Raw genomic sequence first — 16822 nt, 5'->3', positions numbered from 1 at the left:
AGTTCGTGGAAAGGAACCAAGCATGCCGGAAGCGGCTCCCATGATCGTGGCCACGCCCGACGATGCCGAGGACATCGCCAAGCTGCGCGATCGGCTCGCGCAGTGGATGGTCGACAACAGCATCAACCAGTGGACGCCCGGCGAGTACCCGGCCTCGGTCGTCGCCGAGGAAGCGGCGCGCGGCGAATGGTTCGTCTGGCGCGACGAGACCCGCTCGCTGATCGCCGTGGTCCGCGTGGTCTGGCGCGACCCGGAGTTCTGGGGAGCCGACGATGCCGAGGCGGGCTACATCCACGGATTGATGGTCGCCCCGGAATGGCGCGGACACGACCTCGGCGGGCGGATCATCCAGTTCTGCACCGACTACACCCTCGCCAACGGCATCACCCGGCAACGCCTCGATACCGCCGCCAACAATCCGGTACTCCGGAAGTACTACGTCGCACAGGGTTTCACCGAGCTCCGCGAGGCACCGCTACCGCCCCAGTTCCGCGGCACAACCACTGTCGTACTGATGGAGAAGATGCTGGCCTGATGACCGGAACGGCCACCCGGTACCTCTATCTCGCCCGGCACGGCGAGGCGACACCGGACGAGAGCACCCTGAGCGAGCGAGGTCGCAGTCAGGCCTGGCTGCTCGGTGAGCGGCTGCGGCACAGCCCGCTGGCACAGGTCCACCACGGTCCGCTGCCCAGGGTGACGGAGACGGCCCAGCTGATCGTCGACCGCTTGGCCGGGGTGCCCCTGCGTGCTGCGGCGTCCGCGGGCGACTACCTGCCCTACCTACCGAGGAAGGACGAACTACCCGCGGAGTCAGCGGACGCCCTGCTCGGCTTCCTCGCCCAGTTCCCCGCCGAGCAGCGCGACCACGGACCGCGGCTGGCGCAGCAGGCCGTCGAGCAGTTCACCGGCCCGGTCGAGGGCGACGCACCGCGCCACGAGTTGGTCGTCACGCACGCCTTCCTCATCGGCTGGCTGGTGCGGGCCGCGCTCGACGCGCCGAAGTGGCGCTGGATGGCGTTCAGTCCCGCCAACGCCGCGCTCACCGTAATCCGTTATGCGCCAGGCAGACCCGACTCCGTGCTGCTCTTCAACGACACCGGCCACCTGCCGCCGGACCTGCGCTGGACCGGCTTTCCGCCGGAACTCCACCTCTGAGCAGGCCGTGCCTCGACCGCACCGAATGTCCTCGACCGCAGTGAATGCGTGACTCGACAGGCACAGTCTCGGCGCGTTACAACCCGAGCCGCCTTCGACCTCGGCCGGACAACCTCCGCACCGACGCTCGCTCGACTCAGGGCTGCAAACGACTCAACGTCGCGTCATGCAACAGACCGTTCGTCGCCACCGCGTCGCCACCGTGTGGCCCCGGCTGCCCGGCCAGGGAGGTGAAGCGCCCGCCCGCCTCACGGACCAGGATGTCGAGCGCGGCCAGATCCCACAGGGACACTTCGGGTTCGGTCGCGATATCGAGCGCACCCTCCGCGAGCAGGCAATAGGTGAAGAAGTCGCCGTAGCCGCGAACCCGCCACACCTCGTCGGTGAGCGCGAGGAAGTTCTCCCGCAGCCCGCGCTCCCGCCAGCCGGACAGACTGGCGAAACCGAGACTCGCCGAGCTGAGCTCACCCACGGCGGACACCGAAATCGCCTTCGGCGCGCCGCCATCGAAGCTGGCCCAGGCACCGGAACCCGCCGCCGCCCACCAGCGCCGGGACAACGCAGGCGCACTCACCACGCCCACCACCGGCACACCGTTGTCCAGCAGCGAGATCAACGTCGCCCAGATCGGCACCCCGCGCACGAAGTTCTTCGTGCCGTCGATCGGATCGATCACCCACTGCCGCCCGGTGAACTCGGCGTCCCCGCCGAACTCCTCCCCCAGCACCGAATCGTCCGGGCGCTGCTCGGAAAGCATCTGCCGGATCGCCTTTTCCACCGCGAGATCGGCATCCGACACCGGCGTCAGGTCCGGCTTCGCGTCCACCTTCAAATCGAGCGCCCCGAACCGGGCCTTGGTAATGCCGTCGGCCGCATCGGCCAACCGCAGCGCGAGTTCGAGGTCAGAAGAGTCCACAGCCACGCCCGCACCCTATCCGGTCACCGCACTACCCGATCCGAGCGGCACGACTCCGCGCACACAGCTGTGAGCAGGCGGAAGCTCTGGATTGCCGGATCGCGATGCCATCGGCCGTGATGTCGGACTCCGGCGACACCGGGCGGTCGGGCCGCTCGACCGTCTTTCCAGCGCCCGCCCGTCAGCCCACCGCAGCAACCGTGCGCGCCGCCGCCAAAGCATCGGCCCACCACTGCAACTGATCGAGCATCGCCAACGCCGCCTCAGCGGGCTCCGCCGGTTCCCGAAGCCGGCCTTCAGCATCGAAGAGCAGGTAGTACCGCGGAAACGACACGTAGTTACGCACCGTGTGCGCATTGAGCTCGTTGAATATCTGTCGCAGATGCTCGATCGCGAGCAGCCCACCGCTCGCCCCGCTGTACCCGACGAAACCTATTGCCTTGGCATCCCATTGCGTGAAATGCCAGTCGATCGCAGCCTTCAACGCGGCCGGAATGCTGCGGTTGTAATCGGGCGTGACGATCACGAACGCATCCGCCGCCGCGAGCCGCTCGGTCAGATCGAGCATGCCGTCCGGCCGCTCAGGATTCGGCTCCAACGCCGGTGACACGGCGGGCAACGCCAACGGCAAATGCGCCTCCGCCAGATCGATGACATCCACCACGAACGCACCATGCCCTCTGGCGTGCTCGGTGAACCATTCGGCCACCACCGGCCCGAAGCGTCCCTCCCGGACGCTGCCGATGATCACCGCGAGTTTCAATGCCGCCATCTGACTTCCTCCCACAGATTCCACGACCGTGCTCGGCCGCAACTCCCAATCTGCTGGCCACCACCACACCTAGGAAGACCGCCGTAAGAGTGGTAGTGACAGGGACACCCTCCGGCCGCCGCCACTTGTTACGTTCGAAGGGTGAGCGACAACGAGCTGGGCCTGTTCCTACGCACCCGGCGCGAGGCGGTCACCCCCGCCCAGGTCGGCCTGGCCGCCGGAGCACGCCGCCGCACCCCCGGCCTGCGCCGCTCCGAACTCGCCACCCTGGCCGGCGTAAGCGTCGAATACATCACCCGGCTCGAGCAAGGCCGCGATCGCCGCCCCTCACCGCAGGTGCTTTCCGCGCTCGCCGACGCACTTCGTCTCAGCACGAGCGAACGAGTGCACCTGCACGTCCTCACCAAATCCGCCGACGCGGGCTTCAACTGCCTCGGCGGCGCCCAGCCGCCGCGCGAGGTGCGCCCTGCGGTCCGCGCCATCCTCGACCGTCTCGAACCCGCGCCCGCGGTGGTCGTGAACAGACTCACCGAGGTCCTCGCCCACACCGACGGCTACCACCGCCTGATGGCACCGTTCGGCCTGTTCGACACCACGCCGGCGAACCTGGCCCGCTTCGTCTTCACCGACGCCCGCGCCCGCACCGCCTACCCGGACTGGCACCACCTCGCCGACCAGACCGTCGCCACCCTCAAACACGGCCCCTTCCGCAAGGATTCGCACATCGCCACGCTCGCCGACGAACTCACCGTCACCGTCGGCCCGGAATTCACCGACCGCGTCGAGACCGTCCCCAGCCTCCCCGCCGCCACCGGCATCACCCGATTCGCCCACCCCGAGGCGGGTCAGCTGCGCCTGGCCTACGAAACGCTCGACCTCTCCGCCGACGCCGACCAGCGCCTGATCGTCCATCTCCCGGCCGACGAATCGACCGCCGCCGCCCTCGACCAGCTCGCGGGCCGCCGCCCCGGAGCCCTGCGCGCGGTCTAACTCCGCGCACAGGCAACCGAACGCAACCCATTCGAGCCGCACTGCTGATTTAGTAGCTGCGCCATACCAGTAGGCTTGACCATCGTGCATCCTGACGTTTCTGCTGATCTCGCCGAACTCGACGCCACGCTCAAGACGGTCGAATCGGTCCTCGACATCGAGGAGCTGCGCCGACGCATCGATGAGCTCGAGCACCAAGCCGCAGATCCCGATCTGTGGAACGACCAGGATCACGCTCAGCAGGTGACCAGCGAGCTCTCGCACGCGCAGGGCGAACTGCGCCGCGTCGAGGAATTGCGGCAGCGACTCGACGACCTGCCGGTGCTGTACGAATTGGCCGAAGGCGAAGAGGGTGAGTCGCAGGTGACCGCGCTCGCCGACGCCGACGCCGAACGCGCCGCACTGCACGGTGACGTGGAGGCCCTCGAGGTCCGCACCCTGCTCTCGGGTGAGTACGACAAGCGTGACGCGCTGGTCAACATCCGCTCCGGCGCCGGTGGCGTGGACGCCGCCGACTGGGCCGAGATGTTGATGCGCATGTACATCCGCTGGGCCGACCGGCACAAGTACTCCGTCGAGGTCTACGACACGTCTTACGCCGAAGAGGCGGGCATCAAGAGCGCCACCTTCGCGGTGAAGTCGCCCTACGCGTACGGCACACTGTCGGTGGAGATGGGCACGCACCGGCTGGTGCGGATCAGCCCGTTCGACAACCAGGGCCGCCGCCAGACCTCGTTCGCCGAGGTCGAGGTGCTGCCGGTGGTCGAGACCACCGATCACATCGAGATCCCCGAGGGCGATATCCGCGTCGACGTCTACCGCTCCTCCGGCCCCGGTGGCCAGAGCGTCAACACCACCGACTCGGCGGTGCGCCTGACGCACATCCCGACCGGCATCGTTGTCACCTGTCAGAACGAGAAGTCCCAGCTGCAGAACAAGATTTCGGCCATGCGCGTGCTGCAGGCCAAGCTGCTGGAACGCAAGCGGCAGGAAGAACGCGCCGAGATGGACGCACTCAAGACCAACGAGGGCGCGTCCTGGGGCAACCAGATGCGCTCCTACGTGCTGCACCCGTACCAGATGGTCAAGGACCTGCGGACGAACTACGAGGTCAACAACCCGTCGGCGGTGCTCGACGGCGATATCGACGGCTTTATCGAGTCGGGCATCCGCTGGCGCATGCGCGAGCCAAGCTAGTTCATTGCGGGTAGCGCAATCGCCGCCGGACGCGGCCGCTTGCGCGGAATGGTAGGACGAACGGCGGTAACCTGTCTGGCGTGCGTCCAGTTGGGAGTTCAGTCGAGGTGTTGACCATGTCACTCGCAACGACCTCGGAAACCACGAACTGGCTACGTTCCAACGGGCTCGAGATCGTGCTGTTGATCCTCGGCGCCATCCTGTTCAGCCGGTTCGCCACGTTCCTCCGGGATCGGATCACCCGCAAGATCGACGCCGAATTCCGCGGCGGCGACGCGCTGGTGCGCACCGAGGCGGCCAAACACCGGCACGCGCTGGCGCAGGTGGTCACCTGGGTGGTGCTGACCATCGCCTACGTGCTGATCGGCATGGAGGTGCTGCAGCGGCTCGGCTTCGCGGTCACCGGCCTGGTCGCCCCCGCCGCGGTGCTCGGCGCCGCGCTCGGTTTCGGGGCGCAGCGCATCGTGCAGGACATCCTGGCCGGGTTCTTCCTGATCACCGAACGGCAATACGGCTTTGGTGACGTAGTTCGCATCGCGGTGACTGGAGCCTCGGAGATGGCAGAGGGTACGGTCGAGGACGTCACGTTGCGGATCACCACACTGCGCAATTCCGACGGTGAAGTGATCACCGTGCCCAACGGCCAGATCGTGAAAGTGACGAATCTGTCGAAGGATTGGGCACGCGCCGCAATCGACGTTCCGGTGTCCGCGAGCGCGGACATCACCAGGGTCAACGAGATCCTGCACGAGGTCGGTACAAAGGCGTACGAAGATCCTCGACTCAAACCACTGCTACTCGACGAGCCCACGGTGATGGGTGTCGAGGACTTGACCGTTGACCAGATGAACATCCGAATGGTTGCCCGCACCTTGCCGGGCAAACAGTTCGAAGTCGGACGCGAACTGCGGGTGCGAGTAGCCGCGGCGTTGCGCCGGGAGGGAATCAGTGAGACCACGTAGAACCATCTCGCTCTTGAAGGAAGCGGTGCGCCCCACCGCGCTGCTGAAGGAATCGAGACCACGTCGCTCCACCGCGATCCTGATGGCCGCTTGGGTCGCCACGTTGGTGCTTTACCTGTTCGTCAAGCCCGATCAACCTTTCGCGTCCGGCTCCGAGCCGACCCTGAACACCGTTCCCGCAGCGGTGAATCCAGCGGTCGCACCGCGCTGAACCGGACAAACGCCACACTGAGCCCGGCGGACTCGCCGGGCATCGGTGATCGGCAACACGGCGGACACAGATTTGCTGGTTACACTGGCTCCCCGTGATCACGATGCGGAACGTCACCAAGTCGTACAAGACCTCGACGCGACCCGCGCTGGACAACATCACCGTCGATGTCGACAAGGGCGAGTTCGTCTTCATCATCGGACCGTCCGGCTCGGGCAAGTCCACGTTCATGCGGCTGCTGTTGAAAGAGGAGAGCCCCACCGCCGGGCAGATCCAGGTCGCCGACTTCCGAGTGGACAAGCTGCCCGGCCGCAAGGTGCCGAAGCTGCGCCAGCGGATGGGGTGCGTGTTTCAGGATTTCCGGTTGTTGCAGCAGAAGTCGGTGCACGACAACGTCGCGTTCGCGCTGGAGGTGATCGGCAAGCGACGCCAGTTCATCGACCGCACCGTCCCCGAGGTGCTCGACATGGTCGGTCTCGGCGGCAAATCCGATCGACTACCGTCCGAGCTTTCCGGTGGCGAACAGCAGCGGGTCGCGATCGCCCGCGCCTTCGTGAACCGGCCGCTGGTGCTGCTGGCCGACGAGCCGACCGGCAATCTGGATCCGGATACCAGCGGCGACATCATGATGCTGCTGGAGCGGATCAACCGGATCGGCACCACGGTGCTGATGGCCACCCATGACAACCACATCGTCGACGCCATGCGCAGGCGAGTGATCGAACTCGATCGCGGCCGCCTGGTGCGCGACGAGGCGACGGGTGTCTACGGGGTGGATCGCTGATGCGCGCGAGTTTCCTGTTCAGCGAGGTCTTCGCCGGTCTGCGGCGCAATGTCACGATGACGATCGCGATGATCCTGACCGTCGCGGTCTCGCTCACCATGCTCGGCGGCGGCCTGCTCGCGGTGCGGATCGCGGACAAGACCGAGCAGTACTTCCTGGATCGGCTGGAGGTGCGGCTGTATCTCACCGAGGACGTCTCCGCCAACGATCCGGACTGCTCGCGCGACCCGTGTAAGACGCTGATGGCGGACCTGAAGGCGACCAAGGACGTCGAATCGGTCCAGTACCTGAGCCGCGACGACGCCGTTCGCGAGGCCAAGGAGAAGACGTTCAAGGACCAGCCGGAGCTGGCCAAGTACGTCAGCGAGACACCGCTGCCCGCGTCGCTGCGGGTGAAGATGAAGAACGCGGAGCTGTATCCGCAGATCTACGAGAAGTTCTATCAGCGGCCAGGCGTCGGCATGGTGCGCAATGACAAGGACATCGTGGACCGCTTGGTCAGCTTGTTCGACGGGCTCCGCAATGCCGCATTCGGTCTAGCCGTGCTGCAAGCGTTGGCCGCGCTGCTGTTGATCGCGAATATGGTGCAGATCGCCGCGTTCACGCGGCGGACCGAGGTCGGCATCATGCGGTTGGTGGGTGCGACGCGTTGGTATACGCAGTTGCCGTTCCTGTTGGAGGCGGTGGTCGCCGCGCTGGCCGGTTCGCTCGTCGCGGTGGTCGGGCTGTTGCTCGCGCGACCGTTGGTGATCGATCGGGCGCTCGGAGATCTGTTCGCCAGCAAGGTTTTTCCGCGGATCACCGGCGACGATATCGCGATGGTCGCGTTGGTGATCGCGCCCGTCGGCATCGTGTTCGCCGCGTTGACCGCGTATGGCACGCTGCGGTACTACGTGCGCGAATAGCGTTGAGTCACTAGCGAGAGCCGGTCCAGAGTTTTGGGCCGGCTCTCGTTGGTTATCGGCCTGAGTGGACACTTCCTTGTCGCAGAGCGAGATTCAGGCGCGTGGCACCGAAGAATGTCCGCTCAGACCGATCAGCGCGCAGCAGGCATCGCCGCTTTGAGTGAGGCGCGCTTCAGAGCGAGCAGTTCCCGCTGCCGCTCGAGGGCGGCGATCTTGTGTCCAGATCGCTGTGGCGGCTCTCGACCACGTCGATGGACTCGTCACATGCCCGAATCCACTTGTTGACCTGGTCACTCGCGCACGGCAGCAAGCTGCGAATGTCCTCGGTCGACAGACCCGCGGCCAGCATGTCCCTGATGAGGTGTACCTGCCCCGGGGCGCTCTCGGCGTACGAGCGGTAGCCGAGCGAATCGCGCTGCGGCAGCAACAGCCCCTGTTCCTCGTAGTACCGGAGCAGGCGAGTGCTCACGGCGGTGCGACGTGCCAGTTCTCCGATCAGCATATGACCTCGCTCACTTTCGTTTTGCCTTCACACTCATGTGAATTTCTAACTTGGCTGACATGACAGCAATTCCCCTGCAGACCACCGTGACCGGCACCGGACCCGGCCTCGTCCTCGCACACGGCGCGAGCGGCACCATCGAGACCAACTTCGGCGCCCTGATCCCCGTACTGGCCGCGACGCATACAGTGGTCGCCCCCGACTATCCGGACGGCACTATCCCGCTCACCCTCGACGGTCTCGCCGACGCGCTCGTCGCGGCCGCGGTCGATTCCGGCGTCGAGACGTTCACCATCGTGGCGTTTTCCCTCGGCACCACGGTCGCCGTACGCGCCGCGGTGCGACATCCGGACCGGGTGCGCGGCTTGATCCTGGCCGCGGGTTTCGCCAAGGCCGACAACCGTGCGCGCCTCGCCGTCCGGGTCTGGCAGGACCTGCTCGACCGCGGCGATACCGCGACGTTCTCCAGGCTCGCCGTCTCGCAGGCCTTCAGTGCCGCCTTCGTCAACGGCTTGCCCGCCGATCAGGTCGATGAGCTCGTGCGAGCCGGCACGACAACCATTCCGGATGGCACGCGCCAGCAGGCGCGCCTGGTCGAAATCGTGGACACCACCGGCGATTTGGGGCACATCACCGTGCCGACGCTGGTCGTCAACGCCACCGAGGACCTCATGGTCGACCCGGCGAACTCCCGGTTCCTCGCCGAGGCCATTTCCGGCGCGGAGTACATCGAGATCGCGGCAGGCCACGTCCTGATGGCCGAACAGCCCGAGCAGTGGCGCGAGGCCGTCGAAGACTTCCTCACCCGGCACGACCGCTGACTCGATCGTCGAACGGGACATAGCTGAGTGGACCTACCGCTATGTCTCGTTCGGCGTCGTGGGTGGTCAGCCCAGGTGTTTAGCGTGTGGCCATAGCTCGGACCAGGGGGCGCGGAGATTTCGGCAGATGAACAGGGGTGCGCCCTGTTCGTCGTTGTCGATGCCGCGGGTGTTGTCGATGCGGCCCGCGGGTTCGACGTCGGTGAAGGCGCGCGCCAACTCGTCACGATCGATGCCCACCGTGAGCACCTCGGTGGCGGTGTCGCTCGGTGGCCCCCACCACCAGTAGGAGTTATGGCCGGAGTGGGGTTTCGGCAGGTTGTAAGGTGCGCCGAAACGTTCGATGGCACCGGCCTCGCCGTAGTTGCCGGTGAGGATGGCAACGTCGCTGCCGAGTCGCGCACGCACCTCCCCTATTCGGCGGGTGAACTCGGGCCAGCCGATCGTTTCGCCTGCGTCGTAGTTGATCGCAAGGACCGGTGAGCCCTTCAGCATCGAAATGGGCAGCACCGGCAGGAACAACACCGCCGAGGCGATCGCGTTCAGCGCGACCACGAAACTCACTGCCGCCCAATGAATTCGCCGCTGACCCAACCATTCGGCGAAGGGGACCGCGCCGGCCGCGAGCAGCATCGGATACATCCCGCCCAGGTAGTACGCCTTCCCGCCGGTCGCCACGAACAACACGAAGAGCAGACCGTAAGCGACTGCGAAGGCGCGATATCGGGTGTCCCGGGCCAGCCGCCACAAGCCGAACACCCACAATGGCACCAGCAGCGGTCCGATCAGCCCGAACTGCAAGAGCACGAACATGATCGGCGAATCCGACGTCCCGGAGGAACCGCCCGCGATCGCTCTGCTCATCTCCCACTGCGGCCACCCGTTGCGCGCCTGCCACACCAGGTAGGGCAGCCAGATCAACACTGCGAGGCCGATCGACATCGGAAAGAACTTGGTGGCGAACAGTTTTCGTGGGCCGAATACAAGCAGCGACACCAGCAACCCGAGCACCGGGAAGATCAGCAACAACTTGTTCTGCAATCCGAGACCGACCACCAGGCCGATCACCAGCCACCACCGCGGACCATTGAGCCACAACACATTACGGCGGAGAGGCCGCGCCGGCGGATCGACCTCGCCGGGTCCATCGATCTCCCGGATCAGTATCAGCACCACCAGCGCTACCACCGACCACGCGGCCAGATCGAACACCGCGGTGCTCAACAAGTGCCCGGTACCCATGACCACCGCCGCACTCGCCACCGTGGCGGCCGCCAGCGCCTGCGCACCTCGCCCGCCCCCGAACTCCCGGGCCATCAGCCCGGCGCACACCACCACCAGGGTGGCCGCGAGCACCGCGGGCAGCCGCAACAGCAGTAGCGAATCGGGATCGATCGCCGCCATCGCCTTGGCAATGAGCGGAGTTAGCGGCGGTTGATCCGGGTACCCCCACGACGGGTGGCGACCAGCCGCCAGAAAGTACAACTCGTCCCGGTGATATCCATAGCGTGGGGCACATGCGATCAGGACAACGGCGAACAGCGCCGCGACAATAGGCACCCGGCCAGCCTGGCATAGATATGGGGCGTATGCTGCACCTCGACGCGGTTCTTACTCTGGAGTAAGATAGTCTTACTCAGGAGTAAGATAGCCGGGGCCAAGACCTCACCCCACCCACCCGAGAAAACAGGTGATGATGAGCACTCGAGACAGCGCAACGAAGCGAAGTCCAGACACGTCCGCAGTCGGCCTCAGCCACCCCAAACGGGACTGGATGGGCGCGGCCATGCGGGTGATGACGACCATTACCGGGTCGGAGCTCGCCGAGAAGTACAACCTGCGCAAGCCGATCGAGCGAGTCACCTACGAAGGCACCAAGACCGGTTTCCGCACGCTCGGCGCCGCCACCCGTGCCTTCGCCAAGGTCACCGGCAACGGCGCGCCGAAGCGGCTCGCGCCCAACGAGGCGAAGACCAAGGACTTCTTCGACCTCACCCCGAGCGACGAGCAGCAGATGATCGTCGAGACGGTGCGGGAATTCTCCGAGGAGATCCTGCGCCCGGCCGCCTACGACGCCGATGCCGCCGCGAAGGCCCCGCGCGACCTGCTCGAGCGTGCCGCCCAGCTGGGCATCACGCTGATCAACGTCCCCGAGGAGCTGGAGGGCGCGGCGTCCGAGCGCGGTGCGGTCACCAATTCCCTTGTGGCCGAAGCGCTTGCGCACGGCGACATGGGCTTGGCGCTGCCGATCCTCGCGCCCAGCGGCGTCGCGGTCGCGCTGTCCCAGTGGGGCACCGACGCGCAGCAGAAGACCTACCTGCCCGCCTTCACCGGCGAGAACGTACCGCAGGCCTCCGTGGTGATCAGCGAGCCGCGCGCGCTGTTCGACCCATTCGCGTTGCAGACCAAGGCCGTTCGCTCGCCGAGCGGCTACCGGATCTCCGGCGTCAAGAGCCTGGTGCCCGCCGCCGCGGATGCCGAGCTGTTCCTGATCGCCGCCGAACTCGACGGTCGCCCTTCGCTTTTCATCGTTCCGTCGGACACCCCCGGCCTGGTGGTCGAGGCCGACCCGAGCATGGGCCTGCGCGCCGCCGGTCTGGGTCGCCTGCTGCTCGACAATGTCGCGGTCGGCACCGAAGCCATCCTCGGCGACGGTGACACCAAGCAGCGTGCCGAGGACTACGCCGACGCCGTCCGGCTGGCCCGCCTCGGCTGGGCCTCGCTCGCGGTCGGCACCGGACAGGCCGTGCTGGACTACGTGATTCCGTACGTGAACGAGCGCGAAGCGTTCGGCGAGCCGATTTCGCACCGGCAGGCGGTCGCCTTCATGGTCGCCAACATCGCGATCGAGCTCGACGGCCTGCGGCTGGTCACCCTGCGCGGCGCCTCCCGCGCGGAGCAGGGGCTGTCGTTCGCCCGCGAGGCCGCGCTGGCCCGAAAGCTGGCCACGGACAAGGGAATGCAGATCGGCCTGGACGGCGTGCAGCTGCTCGGCGGCCACGGCTTCACCAAGGAACACCCGGTCGAGCGCTGGTACCGCGACCTGCGGAGCATCGGCGTCGCCGAAGGTGTCGTGCTCATCTAACCGGCCCGTTCCTTACCCTTCCAGGAGACCTCCCATGATCAATCTCGAACTCCCCAAGAAGCTGCGGGCCAGCGCCAACCAGGCCCACCAGGTCGCGACCGAGATCTTCCGGCCGATCTCACGCAAGTACGACCTCGCCGAGCACGAGTACCCGGTCGAGCTGGACACCATGGCCGCCATGGTGGAAGGCCTCGCCGACTCCGGCACCCAGAAGATCGGCGGCGCGGCCGGCGGCCGCGAGGACGACAGCGAGTCGGACGGGCACGCCACCGAGCTGCTCGGAAACAGCAACGGCGGCAACATGTCCGCGCTGCTGAACGCCCTGGAAACTTCCTGGGGTGACGTCGGCCTGATGCTCTCGATCCCCTACCAGGGTCTGGGCAACGCGGCCATCGCGGCCGTCGCCACCGACGAGCAGCTGAAGCGTTTCGGCAAGGTGTGGGCCTCGATGGCGATCACCGAGCCGTCGTTCGGTTCCGACTCCGCCGCCGTCACCACCACCGCCGTACTCGACGGCGACGAGTGGGTGCTCAACGGCGAGAAGATCTTCGTGACCGCTGGCCAGCGGTCCACCCACATCGTGGTGTGGGCGTCGGTCGACAAGAGCCTCGGCCGCGCGGCGATCAAGTCGTTCGTCGTGCCGCGCGACGCTCCCGGTCTTTCGGTGGCCCGGCTCGAGCACAAGCTCGGCATCAAGGCCTCCGACACCGCCGTACTGCTGTTGCAGGACTGCCGGATTCCCAAGGACAACATCCTCGGTAGCCCGGAGGTCAACGTGGAGAAGGGCTTTGCCGGGGTCATGCAGACCTTCGACAACACCCGCCCCATGGTCGCCGCGATGGCGGTCGGCGTGGCCCGCGCCGCGCTCGAGGAACTGCGTGCCATCCTGACCGACGCCGGTGTCGAGATCTCCTACGACACCCCGCCGAACAACCAGCACGCCGCGGCCGCCGAATTCCTGCGCATGGAAGCCGATTACGAGTCCGCCTACCTGCTGTCGCTGCGCGCCGCCTGGATGGCCGACAACAAGAAGCCGAACTCGCTCGAGGCCTCCATGTCCAAGGCCAAGGCAGGCCGCACCGGCACCGACGTCTCCCTCAAGGCCGTCGAACTGGCCGGCGCCATCGGCTACTCCCAGCGCACCCTGCTGGAGAAGTGGGGCCGCGACTCCAAGATCCTCGACATCTTCGAAGGCACCCAGCAGATCCAGCAGCTCATCGTGGCTCGCCGGGTACTCGGCAAGACCAGTGCGGAGCTGAAGTAGTTAGTCGCACAACGTAAACCGGCGTCGGTCCATAGGGACCGGCGCCGGTTTCGTTGGGTCAGGTGGTGGCGACCAGGAAGTCTTCGCCGGTCGTGGGGCGGAGACCGTCGGTGCGGTCCGCGAAGTAGCGGTCGGCTAGTGCGGTTCCCGAAACATGTTGGGTGGCTTTGAAACCGGATTTTTGGGCTAGGTCCTGTATTTCCTGCGGGGTGTAGAAGCTGATGAACGGGGTTCCGGCGGCGCGGGCGCCCTTTTCGGAGGCCTGGAGTCCGGCGCGGTCGGGGTCGGCGAGTAATTCGGTGGGCAGGAGGAAGGTCATCGCGACGGTTGAACCGGGCGCCAGCTCGGATAGCTGTCGCAGGGTGGCTGCGGTGGTTTCCTTGGTGAGGTACATGCTGACGCCGGTGGAGGCGACGACCGCGGGGCGCGTTGGATCGAAACCGGCGGTTATCAGTTGCTCCCACCAGGATTCGTTTGCCTCGAAATCGACCGGGACGAGCCGCAACCAGTTGGGGACACCGAGGCCGAGCTCGGTCAGGCGTTGCTGTTTCCAGGCTTGGGTGTCAGGCTGGTCTATCTCGAAAATCGTTAGACGAGAGGCTATCTCGGGATTGCGCTGAGCGAAGGTATCCAAACCGGCGCCAAGCAAGACGTACTGATCGACACCATGTTCGACCCCTTCGGCGACCAGGTCTTCGACGAACCGGGCGCGGGACACCATCGATGCCCGGAATCCGCTGGTGCCAACGGGATCCATGTCCGGACGATCGCGCCAGTCCGCGTCGGGGGCGACGAGCCGCAGGCCGATCTCGTCCTCTAGTACATGTGGCGGCGGGTCGACCCGGACGTGCATCGCCCGCCACAGGGCAGTTCGTACTGCCGTATTGTCCGGCACCTCTGCCATGAGGATTCTCCTCCAGGTTACTTCTCGGCCTGCAAGGTCCAGAGACGTCCGTCCGGGTCACGGACGGTCATTTCCTTTGTCCCATAGTGAGTTTCCTCGAGCGGACTGACAACCTCGATGGACGAATCGGCCGCGATCGCCTCCGTATCAGTCGCTTTCAGCACGAGTTGCATCCCAGGCGTCTTGTTCTTAGGAACTTCGGCGATGAATAAGTAAGGGCCGTCGCCGTTTCGGAGCTGACCCGAGTCATGATCGGTCGCGAACTCCAATTCATAACCCAGCGCCTGGAAGAACTTCGCCGCCTTGCCCCAGTTGTGCGTCTCCAGGAACACAGCCTCAATGCCATTGGTAGTCATCAGGATTCCTTTTCGATCGAGTTCCGTCATTGCCCGTCGGCGTCATCGAGGTATGCGCGCAGCGCCGCGGCAACCAACGCCGACAGCGAGAGCCCCGACTCGATGGAGTGGTGTTTGACCTGCTTGATCAGCCCGACCGGCAGGTACACGTTGAACTGCTTGATCTCCTCATCGCCCACACTAGAATGCTAGCATCTTAGAAAGCTAACAGCTACGGCTCGCTTTCATCGACGAAGACACCGCGGCAGGACACCTCGAACTACCTGCACACAGGCGGGAGGACTTGGTAAGATCGGGTCATCACGAGAGTGATGCCGAGCGGTGGGACCGCTGCGTGTACAGCGGCCCCACCTGATGGGCTGGGTTTACCTAGCCTGCCAAACTCGGCGGACCAGGATGAGCGCCCCGGCGATTACGACAGCAGCTGTCACGATGATGCCGTAATCGACCGGGGCCTTGCTCTTTGCCCGGCGATGTTTCGCCATTCCCCACCACCTCCTCCCTGGGCGCGATGTTTGGACCGTGTCCATCGCCCCTCGGGAGGAAGTGGCACCACAATACCCGGGCCTACCAACAACTTTCGGCCCGATTCGCAAATCCGTGCGAACGCGTCCCGTTTCACATTTCGCGACCGACGCGGCACCATCTTGTCCGCAAACCTTTTGGCGGCGAACGGGTTACGGCTTTTGCGGCTCAGCGGCACGTTCCAGGACAGACATCCTCCACCGACAGGCCGGATTTAGTAGTCGTCTGGCAGGCAGGCGCCCGTTCGAGGTAAAGTCAATGCGTCACCTGTGGGTGACGCCGAGTGGTGGGACCGCCGCTGTGAACGACGGCCCCACCGGTGGGTATTTACCTATGCGCCCGCACTCGGCGGACCGCAACGAGCGCCCCGGCGATCACGGCAGCAACTGTGAAGACGATGCCGTAATCGACCGGGGCCTTGCTCTTTTTCCGGCGATGTTTCGCCATACCCACCACCTCCTCCCTGGGCGCGATGTCTGGACCGTGTCCATCGCCCCTCGGGAGGAAGTGGCACCACAATACCTGTGCCCACCAACAACTTTCGGACGCATTCGCAAACCAGTGCGAACACTTCTGTTTCACATTTCAAACCGTTTGCGGACACGACGCCGTCCAACCGCTTCAACACAGCCGGCTTCCGAGACACGAACTCCCCCAAGGCGTCCCTAGCGAGAAAGCGACACATCCAGGCGGATAGTGGACCCCGACGGGGAATCGCTGGCAACGTAACGGCCTGCGTTTCTTGATCAACCGATTCAGCGGACGATTTTCTTTCGAGCTGTACCAGAGACCTCGAGGAGCAACTGGATATGGAACGACTGAGCGTGACGCGTCGACTCGCCACCGTTTTTGCCGCCACGGCGGTGGTAGCGAGTGTTTTTGCGGGCACTGCGAGTGCCGCACCGGCGAGCGTTGATTGGGCCGGTGCGATGCAGCAGCTACGAGCCGCGGCCGCGGGGAATCCGGCGGCCGAGCAGGCGGTGGATCGACTGGCGGCTTCCGGGCAGGTGAGCAAGGCGGGGCAGGTGGCATTGCCCGCGCAGCCGTTCCAGATTCCGGCGCAGTCGGATATCGGGCGTGGTGACGGGCCAGGGGTGTACGGGTCGGGCATTGCACTCGGGCTCGACGGGTTCCGGTTCGGATTCTTCGGCGGGCCGGGCACGATCGCGCCGAATCAGGGTGGCGCCAAGCTGGAAGTGCTGTGGATCAATGTGTCCACGGGGCAGAGCGGGACCGAGGTGCTTTACGAGCACCAGGACGTTCCCGTGGACACCACGATCCGGACGCGGCCCCTCAATCCCGGCGGCGGCATGATCGTGGCCGCGGTGTACGGCAGCCTGTGGCACCGCTGGTCGGTTCCGGTGAGCGATGCGAATCCGGACGGATTCCAGTACCAGCTGGGCACGATCTCGGTTCCGTCGTTCGGCGCCGTCTACAACTGATCGATTCGACGCTTCGGGCCCCGCAGCA

19 protein-coding genes are annotated in these 16822 nt (G+C 65.7%); 12 read left to right on the top strand and 7 right to left on the bottom strand.

Annotation, left to right across the window (positions count from 1 at the left end; translation table 11 throughout):
- Positions 1-22: 22 nt before the first annotated feature.
- Complete coding sequence (locus ACFWF1_RS32500; protein ID WP_379285341.1) at positions 23-535, top strand: GNAT family N-acetyltransferase; 513 nt, start codon at positions 23-25, stop codon at positions 533-535.
- Positions 535-1158 (top strand): histidine phosphatase family protein, encoded by a 624-nt coding sequence (locus ACFWF1_RS32495; protein WP_379285343.1) that lies wholly within the window; start codon positions 535-537, stop codon positions 1156-1158. Before ACFWF1_RS32500 ends, ACFWF1_RS32495 begins: the two co-directional genes overlap by 1 nt.
- Positions 1159-1294: 136 nt before the next feature.
- Here the strand turns inward: ACFWF1_RS32495 and hisN are convergent, their stop codons facing one another.
- Both hisN and ACFWF1_RS32485 read right to left on the bottom strand, forming a co-directional pair.
- Positions 1295-2080: a histidinol-phosphatase gene (gene hisN, locus ACFWF1_RS32490; protein WP_379285345.1), complete on the bottom strand. Its 786-nt coding sequence runs from the start codon at positions 2078-2080 to the stop codon at positions 1295-1297.
- Between the two features lie 175 nt (positions 2081-2255).
- Positions 2256-2846, bottom strand: coding sequence for an NADPH-dependent FMN reductase (locus tag ACFWF1_RS32485; RefSeq protein ID WP_379285347.1), 591 nt, complete (start codon positions 2844-2846; stop codon positions 2256-2258).
- Between the two features lie 141 nt (positions 2847-2987).
- On the opposite strand from ACFWF1_RS32485, the gene ACFWF1_RS32480 reads away from it, so the two are divergent.
- From ACFWF1_RS32480 to ftsX, 6 genes are all read left to right on the top strand, one after another.
- Complete coding sequence (locus tag ACFWF1_RS32480) at positions 2988-3836, top strand: helix-turn-helix domain-containing protein (protein ID WP_379285349.1); 849 nt, start codon at positions 2988-2990, stop codon at positions 3834-3836.
- Between the two features lie 84 nt (positions 3837-3920).
- The gene (prfB, locus tag ACFWF1_RS32475) at positions 3921-5033 is read left to right on the top strand and encodes a peptide chain release factor 2 (RefSeq protein ID WP_379285351.1); all 1113 of its coding nucleotides are present in this window, start codon (positions 3921-3923) and stop codon (positions 5031-5033) included.
- A gap of 116 nt (positions 5034-5149) precedes the next feature.
- Positions 5150-5995 (top strand): mechanosensitive ion channel family protein, encoded by an 846-nt coding sequence (locus tag ACFWF1_RS32470; protein ID WP_379285353.1) that lies wholly within the window; start codon positions 5150-5152, stop codon positions 5993-5995.
- Between the two features lie 13 nt (positions 5996-6008).
- Entirely contained in the window at positions 6009-6206 is a 198-nt protein-coding gene (locus tag ACFWF1_RS32465) for a hypothetical protein (protein ID WP_379285354.1), read from the top strand.
- Positions 6207-6300: 94 nt separating this feature from the next.
- On the top strand, positions 6301-6990 hold the full coding sequence (gene ftsE / locus ACFWF1_RS32460; protein ID WP_150402602.1) for a cell division ATP-binding protein FtsE: 690 nt from the start codon (positions 6301-6303) through the stop codon (positions 6988-6990).
- On the top strand, positions 6990-7895 hold the full coding sequence (gene ftsX, locus ACFWF1_RS32455; protein WP_379285357.1) for a permease-like cell division protein FtsX: 906 nt from the start codon (positions 6990-6992) through the stop codon (positions 7893-7895). The genes ftsE and ftsX overlap by 1 nt, the downstream gene beginning before the upstream one ends.
- A 172-nt stretch (positions 7896-8067) precedes the next feature.
- Here the strand turns inward: ftsX and ACFWF1_RS32450 are convergent, their stop codons facing one another.
- Positions 8068-8397 (bottom strand): MerR family transcriptional regulator, encoded by a 330-nt coding sequence (locus tag ACFWF1_RS32450; protein ID WP_379285359.1) that lies wholly within the window; start codon positions 8395-8397, stop codon positions 8068-8070.
- Positions 8398-8456: 59 nt separating this feature from the next.
- On the opposite strand from ACFWF1_RS32450, the gene ACFWF1_RS32445 reads away from it, so the two are divergent.
- Positions 8457-9218 carry an alpha/beta fold hydrolase gene (locus ACFWF1_RS32445; protein ID WP_379285361.1) on the top strand — a complete coding sequence of 254 codons (762 nt, stop codon included), beginning with the start codon at positions 8457-8459 and terminating at the stop codon, positions 9216-9218.
- 66 nt (positions 9219-9284) lie between these two features.
- Here the strand turns inward: ACFWF1_RS32445 and ACFWF1_RS32440 are convergent, their stop codons facing one another.
- Positions 9285-10778 carry a hypothetical protein gene (locus ACFWF1_RS32440; protein ID WP_379285362.1) on the bottom strand — a complete coding sequence of 498 codons (1494 nt, stop codon included), beginning with the start codon at positions 10776-10778 and terminating at the stop codon, positions 9285-9287.
- Between the two features lie 130 nt (positions 10779-10908).
- Between ACFWF1_RS32440 and ACFWF1_RS32435 the strand changes: the two genes are divergently transcribed.
- Both ACFWF1_RS32435 and ACFWF1_RS32430 read left to right on the top strand, forming a co-directional pair.
- Positions 10909-12303, top strand: a complete 1395-nt coding sequence (locus ACFWF1_RS32435) for an acyl-CoA dehydrogenase family protein (protein ID WP_379285364.1) — start codon at positions 10909-10911, stop codon at positions 12301-12303.
- Between the two features lie 34 nt (positions 12304-12337).
- Positions 12338-13567 (top strand): acyl-CoA dehydrogenase family protein, encoded by a 1230-nt coding sequence (locus ACFWF1_RS32430; protein WP_379285365.1) that lies wholly within the window; start codon positions 12338-12340, stop codon positions 13565-13567.
- Between the two features lie 58 nt (positions 13568-13625).
- Here the strand turns inward: ACFWF1_RS32430 and ACFWF1_RS32425 are convergent, their stop codons facing one another.
- Genes ACFWF1_RS32425 through ACFWF1_RS32415 form a run of 3 tightly spaced genes read right to left on the bottom strand, consistent with a single transcriptional unit; the run spans position 13626 to position 15006 of the window.
- Complete coding sequence (locus ACFWF1_RS32425) at positions 13626-14471, bottom strand: class I SAM-dependent methyltransferase (protein ID WP_379285367.1); 846 nt, start codon at positions 14469-14471, stop codon at positions 13626-13628.
- Between the two features lie 17 nt (positions 14472-14488).
- Positions 14489-14827, bottom strand: a complete 339-nt coding sequence (locus ACFWF1_RS32420) for a VOC family protein (protein ID WP_379285369.1) — start codon at positions 14825-14827, stop codon at positions 14489-14491.
- Positions 14828-14853: 26 nt separating this feature from the next.
- The gene (locus tag ACFWF1_RS32415) at positions 14854-15006 is read right to left on the bottom strand and encodes a CopG family transcriptional regulator (protein ID WP_379285371.1); all 153 of its coding nucleotides are present in this window, start codon (positions 15004-15006) and stop codon (positions 14854-14856) included.
- Positions 15007-16161: 1155 nt separating this feature from the next.
- Here ACFWF1_RS32415 and ACFWF1_RS32410 point away from each other — a divergent pair.
- Positions 16162-16794, top strand: a complete 633-nt coding sequence (locus ACFWF1_RS32410; RefSeq protein ID WP_379285372.1) for a hypothetical protein — start codon at positions 16162-16164, stop codon at positions 16792-16794.
- Positions 16795-16822: the final 28 nt, after the last annotated feature.

This window comes from Nocardia sp. NPDC060255 (assembly GCF_042727395.1).
GTDB lineage: Bacteria > Actinomycetota > Actinomycetes > Mycobacteriales > Mycobacteriaceae > Nocardia.
Note: the sequence above shows the minus strand (reverse complement) of the source record. Positions and strands in the feature narration are given on the sequence as shown.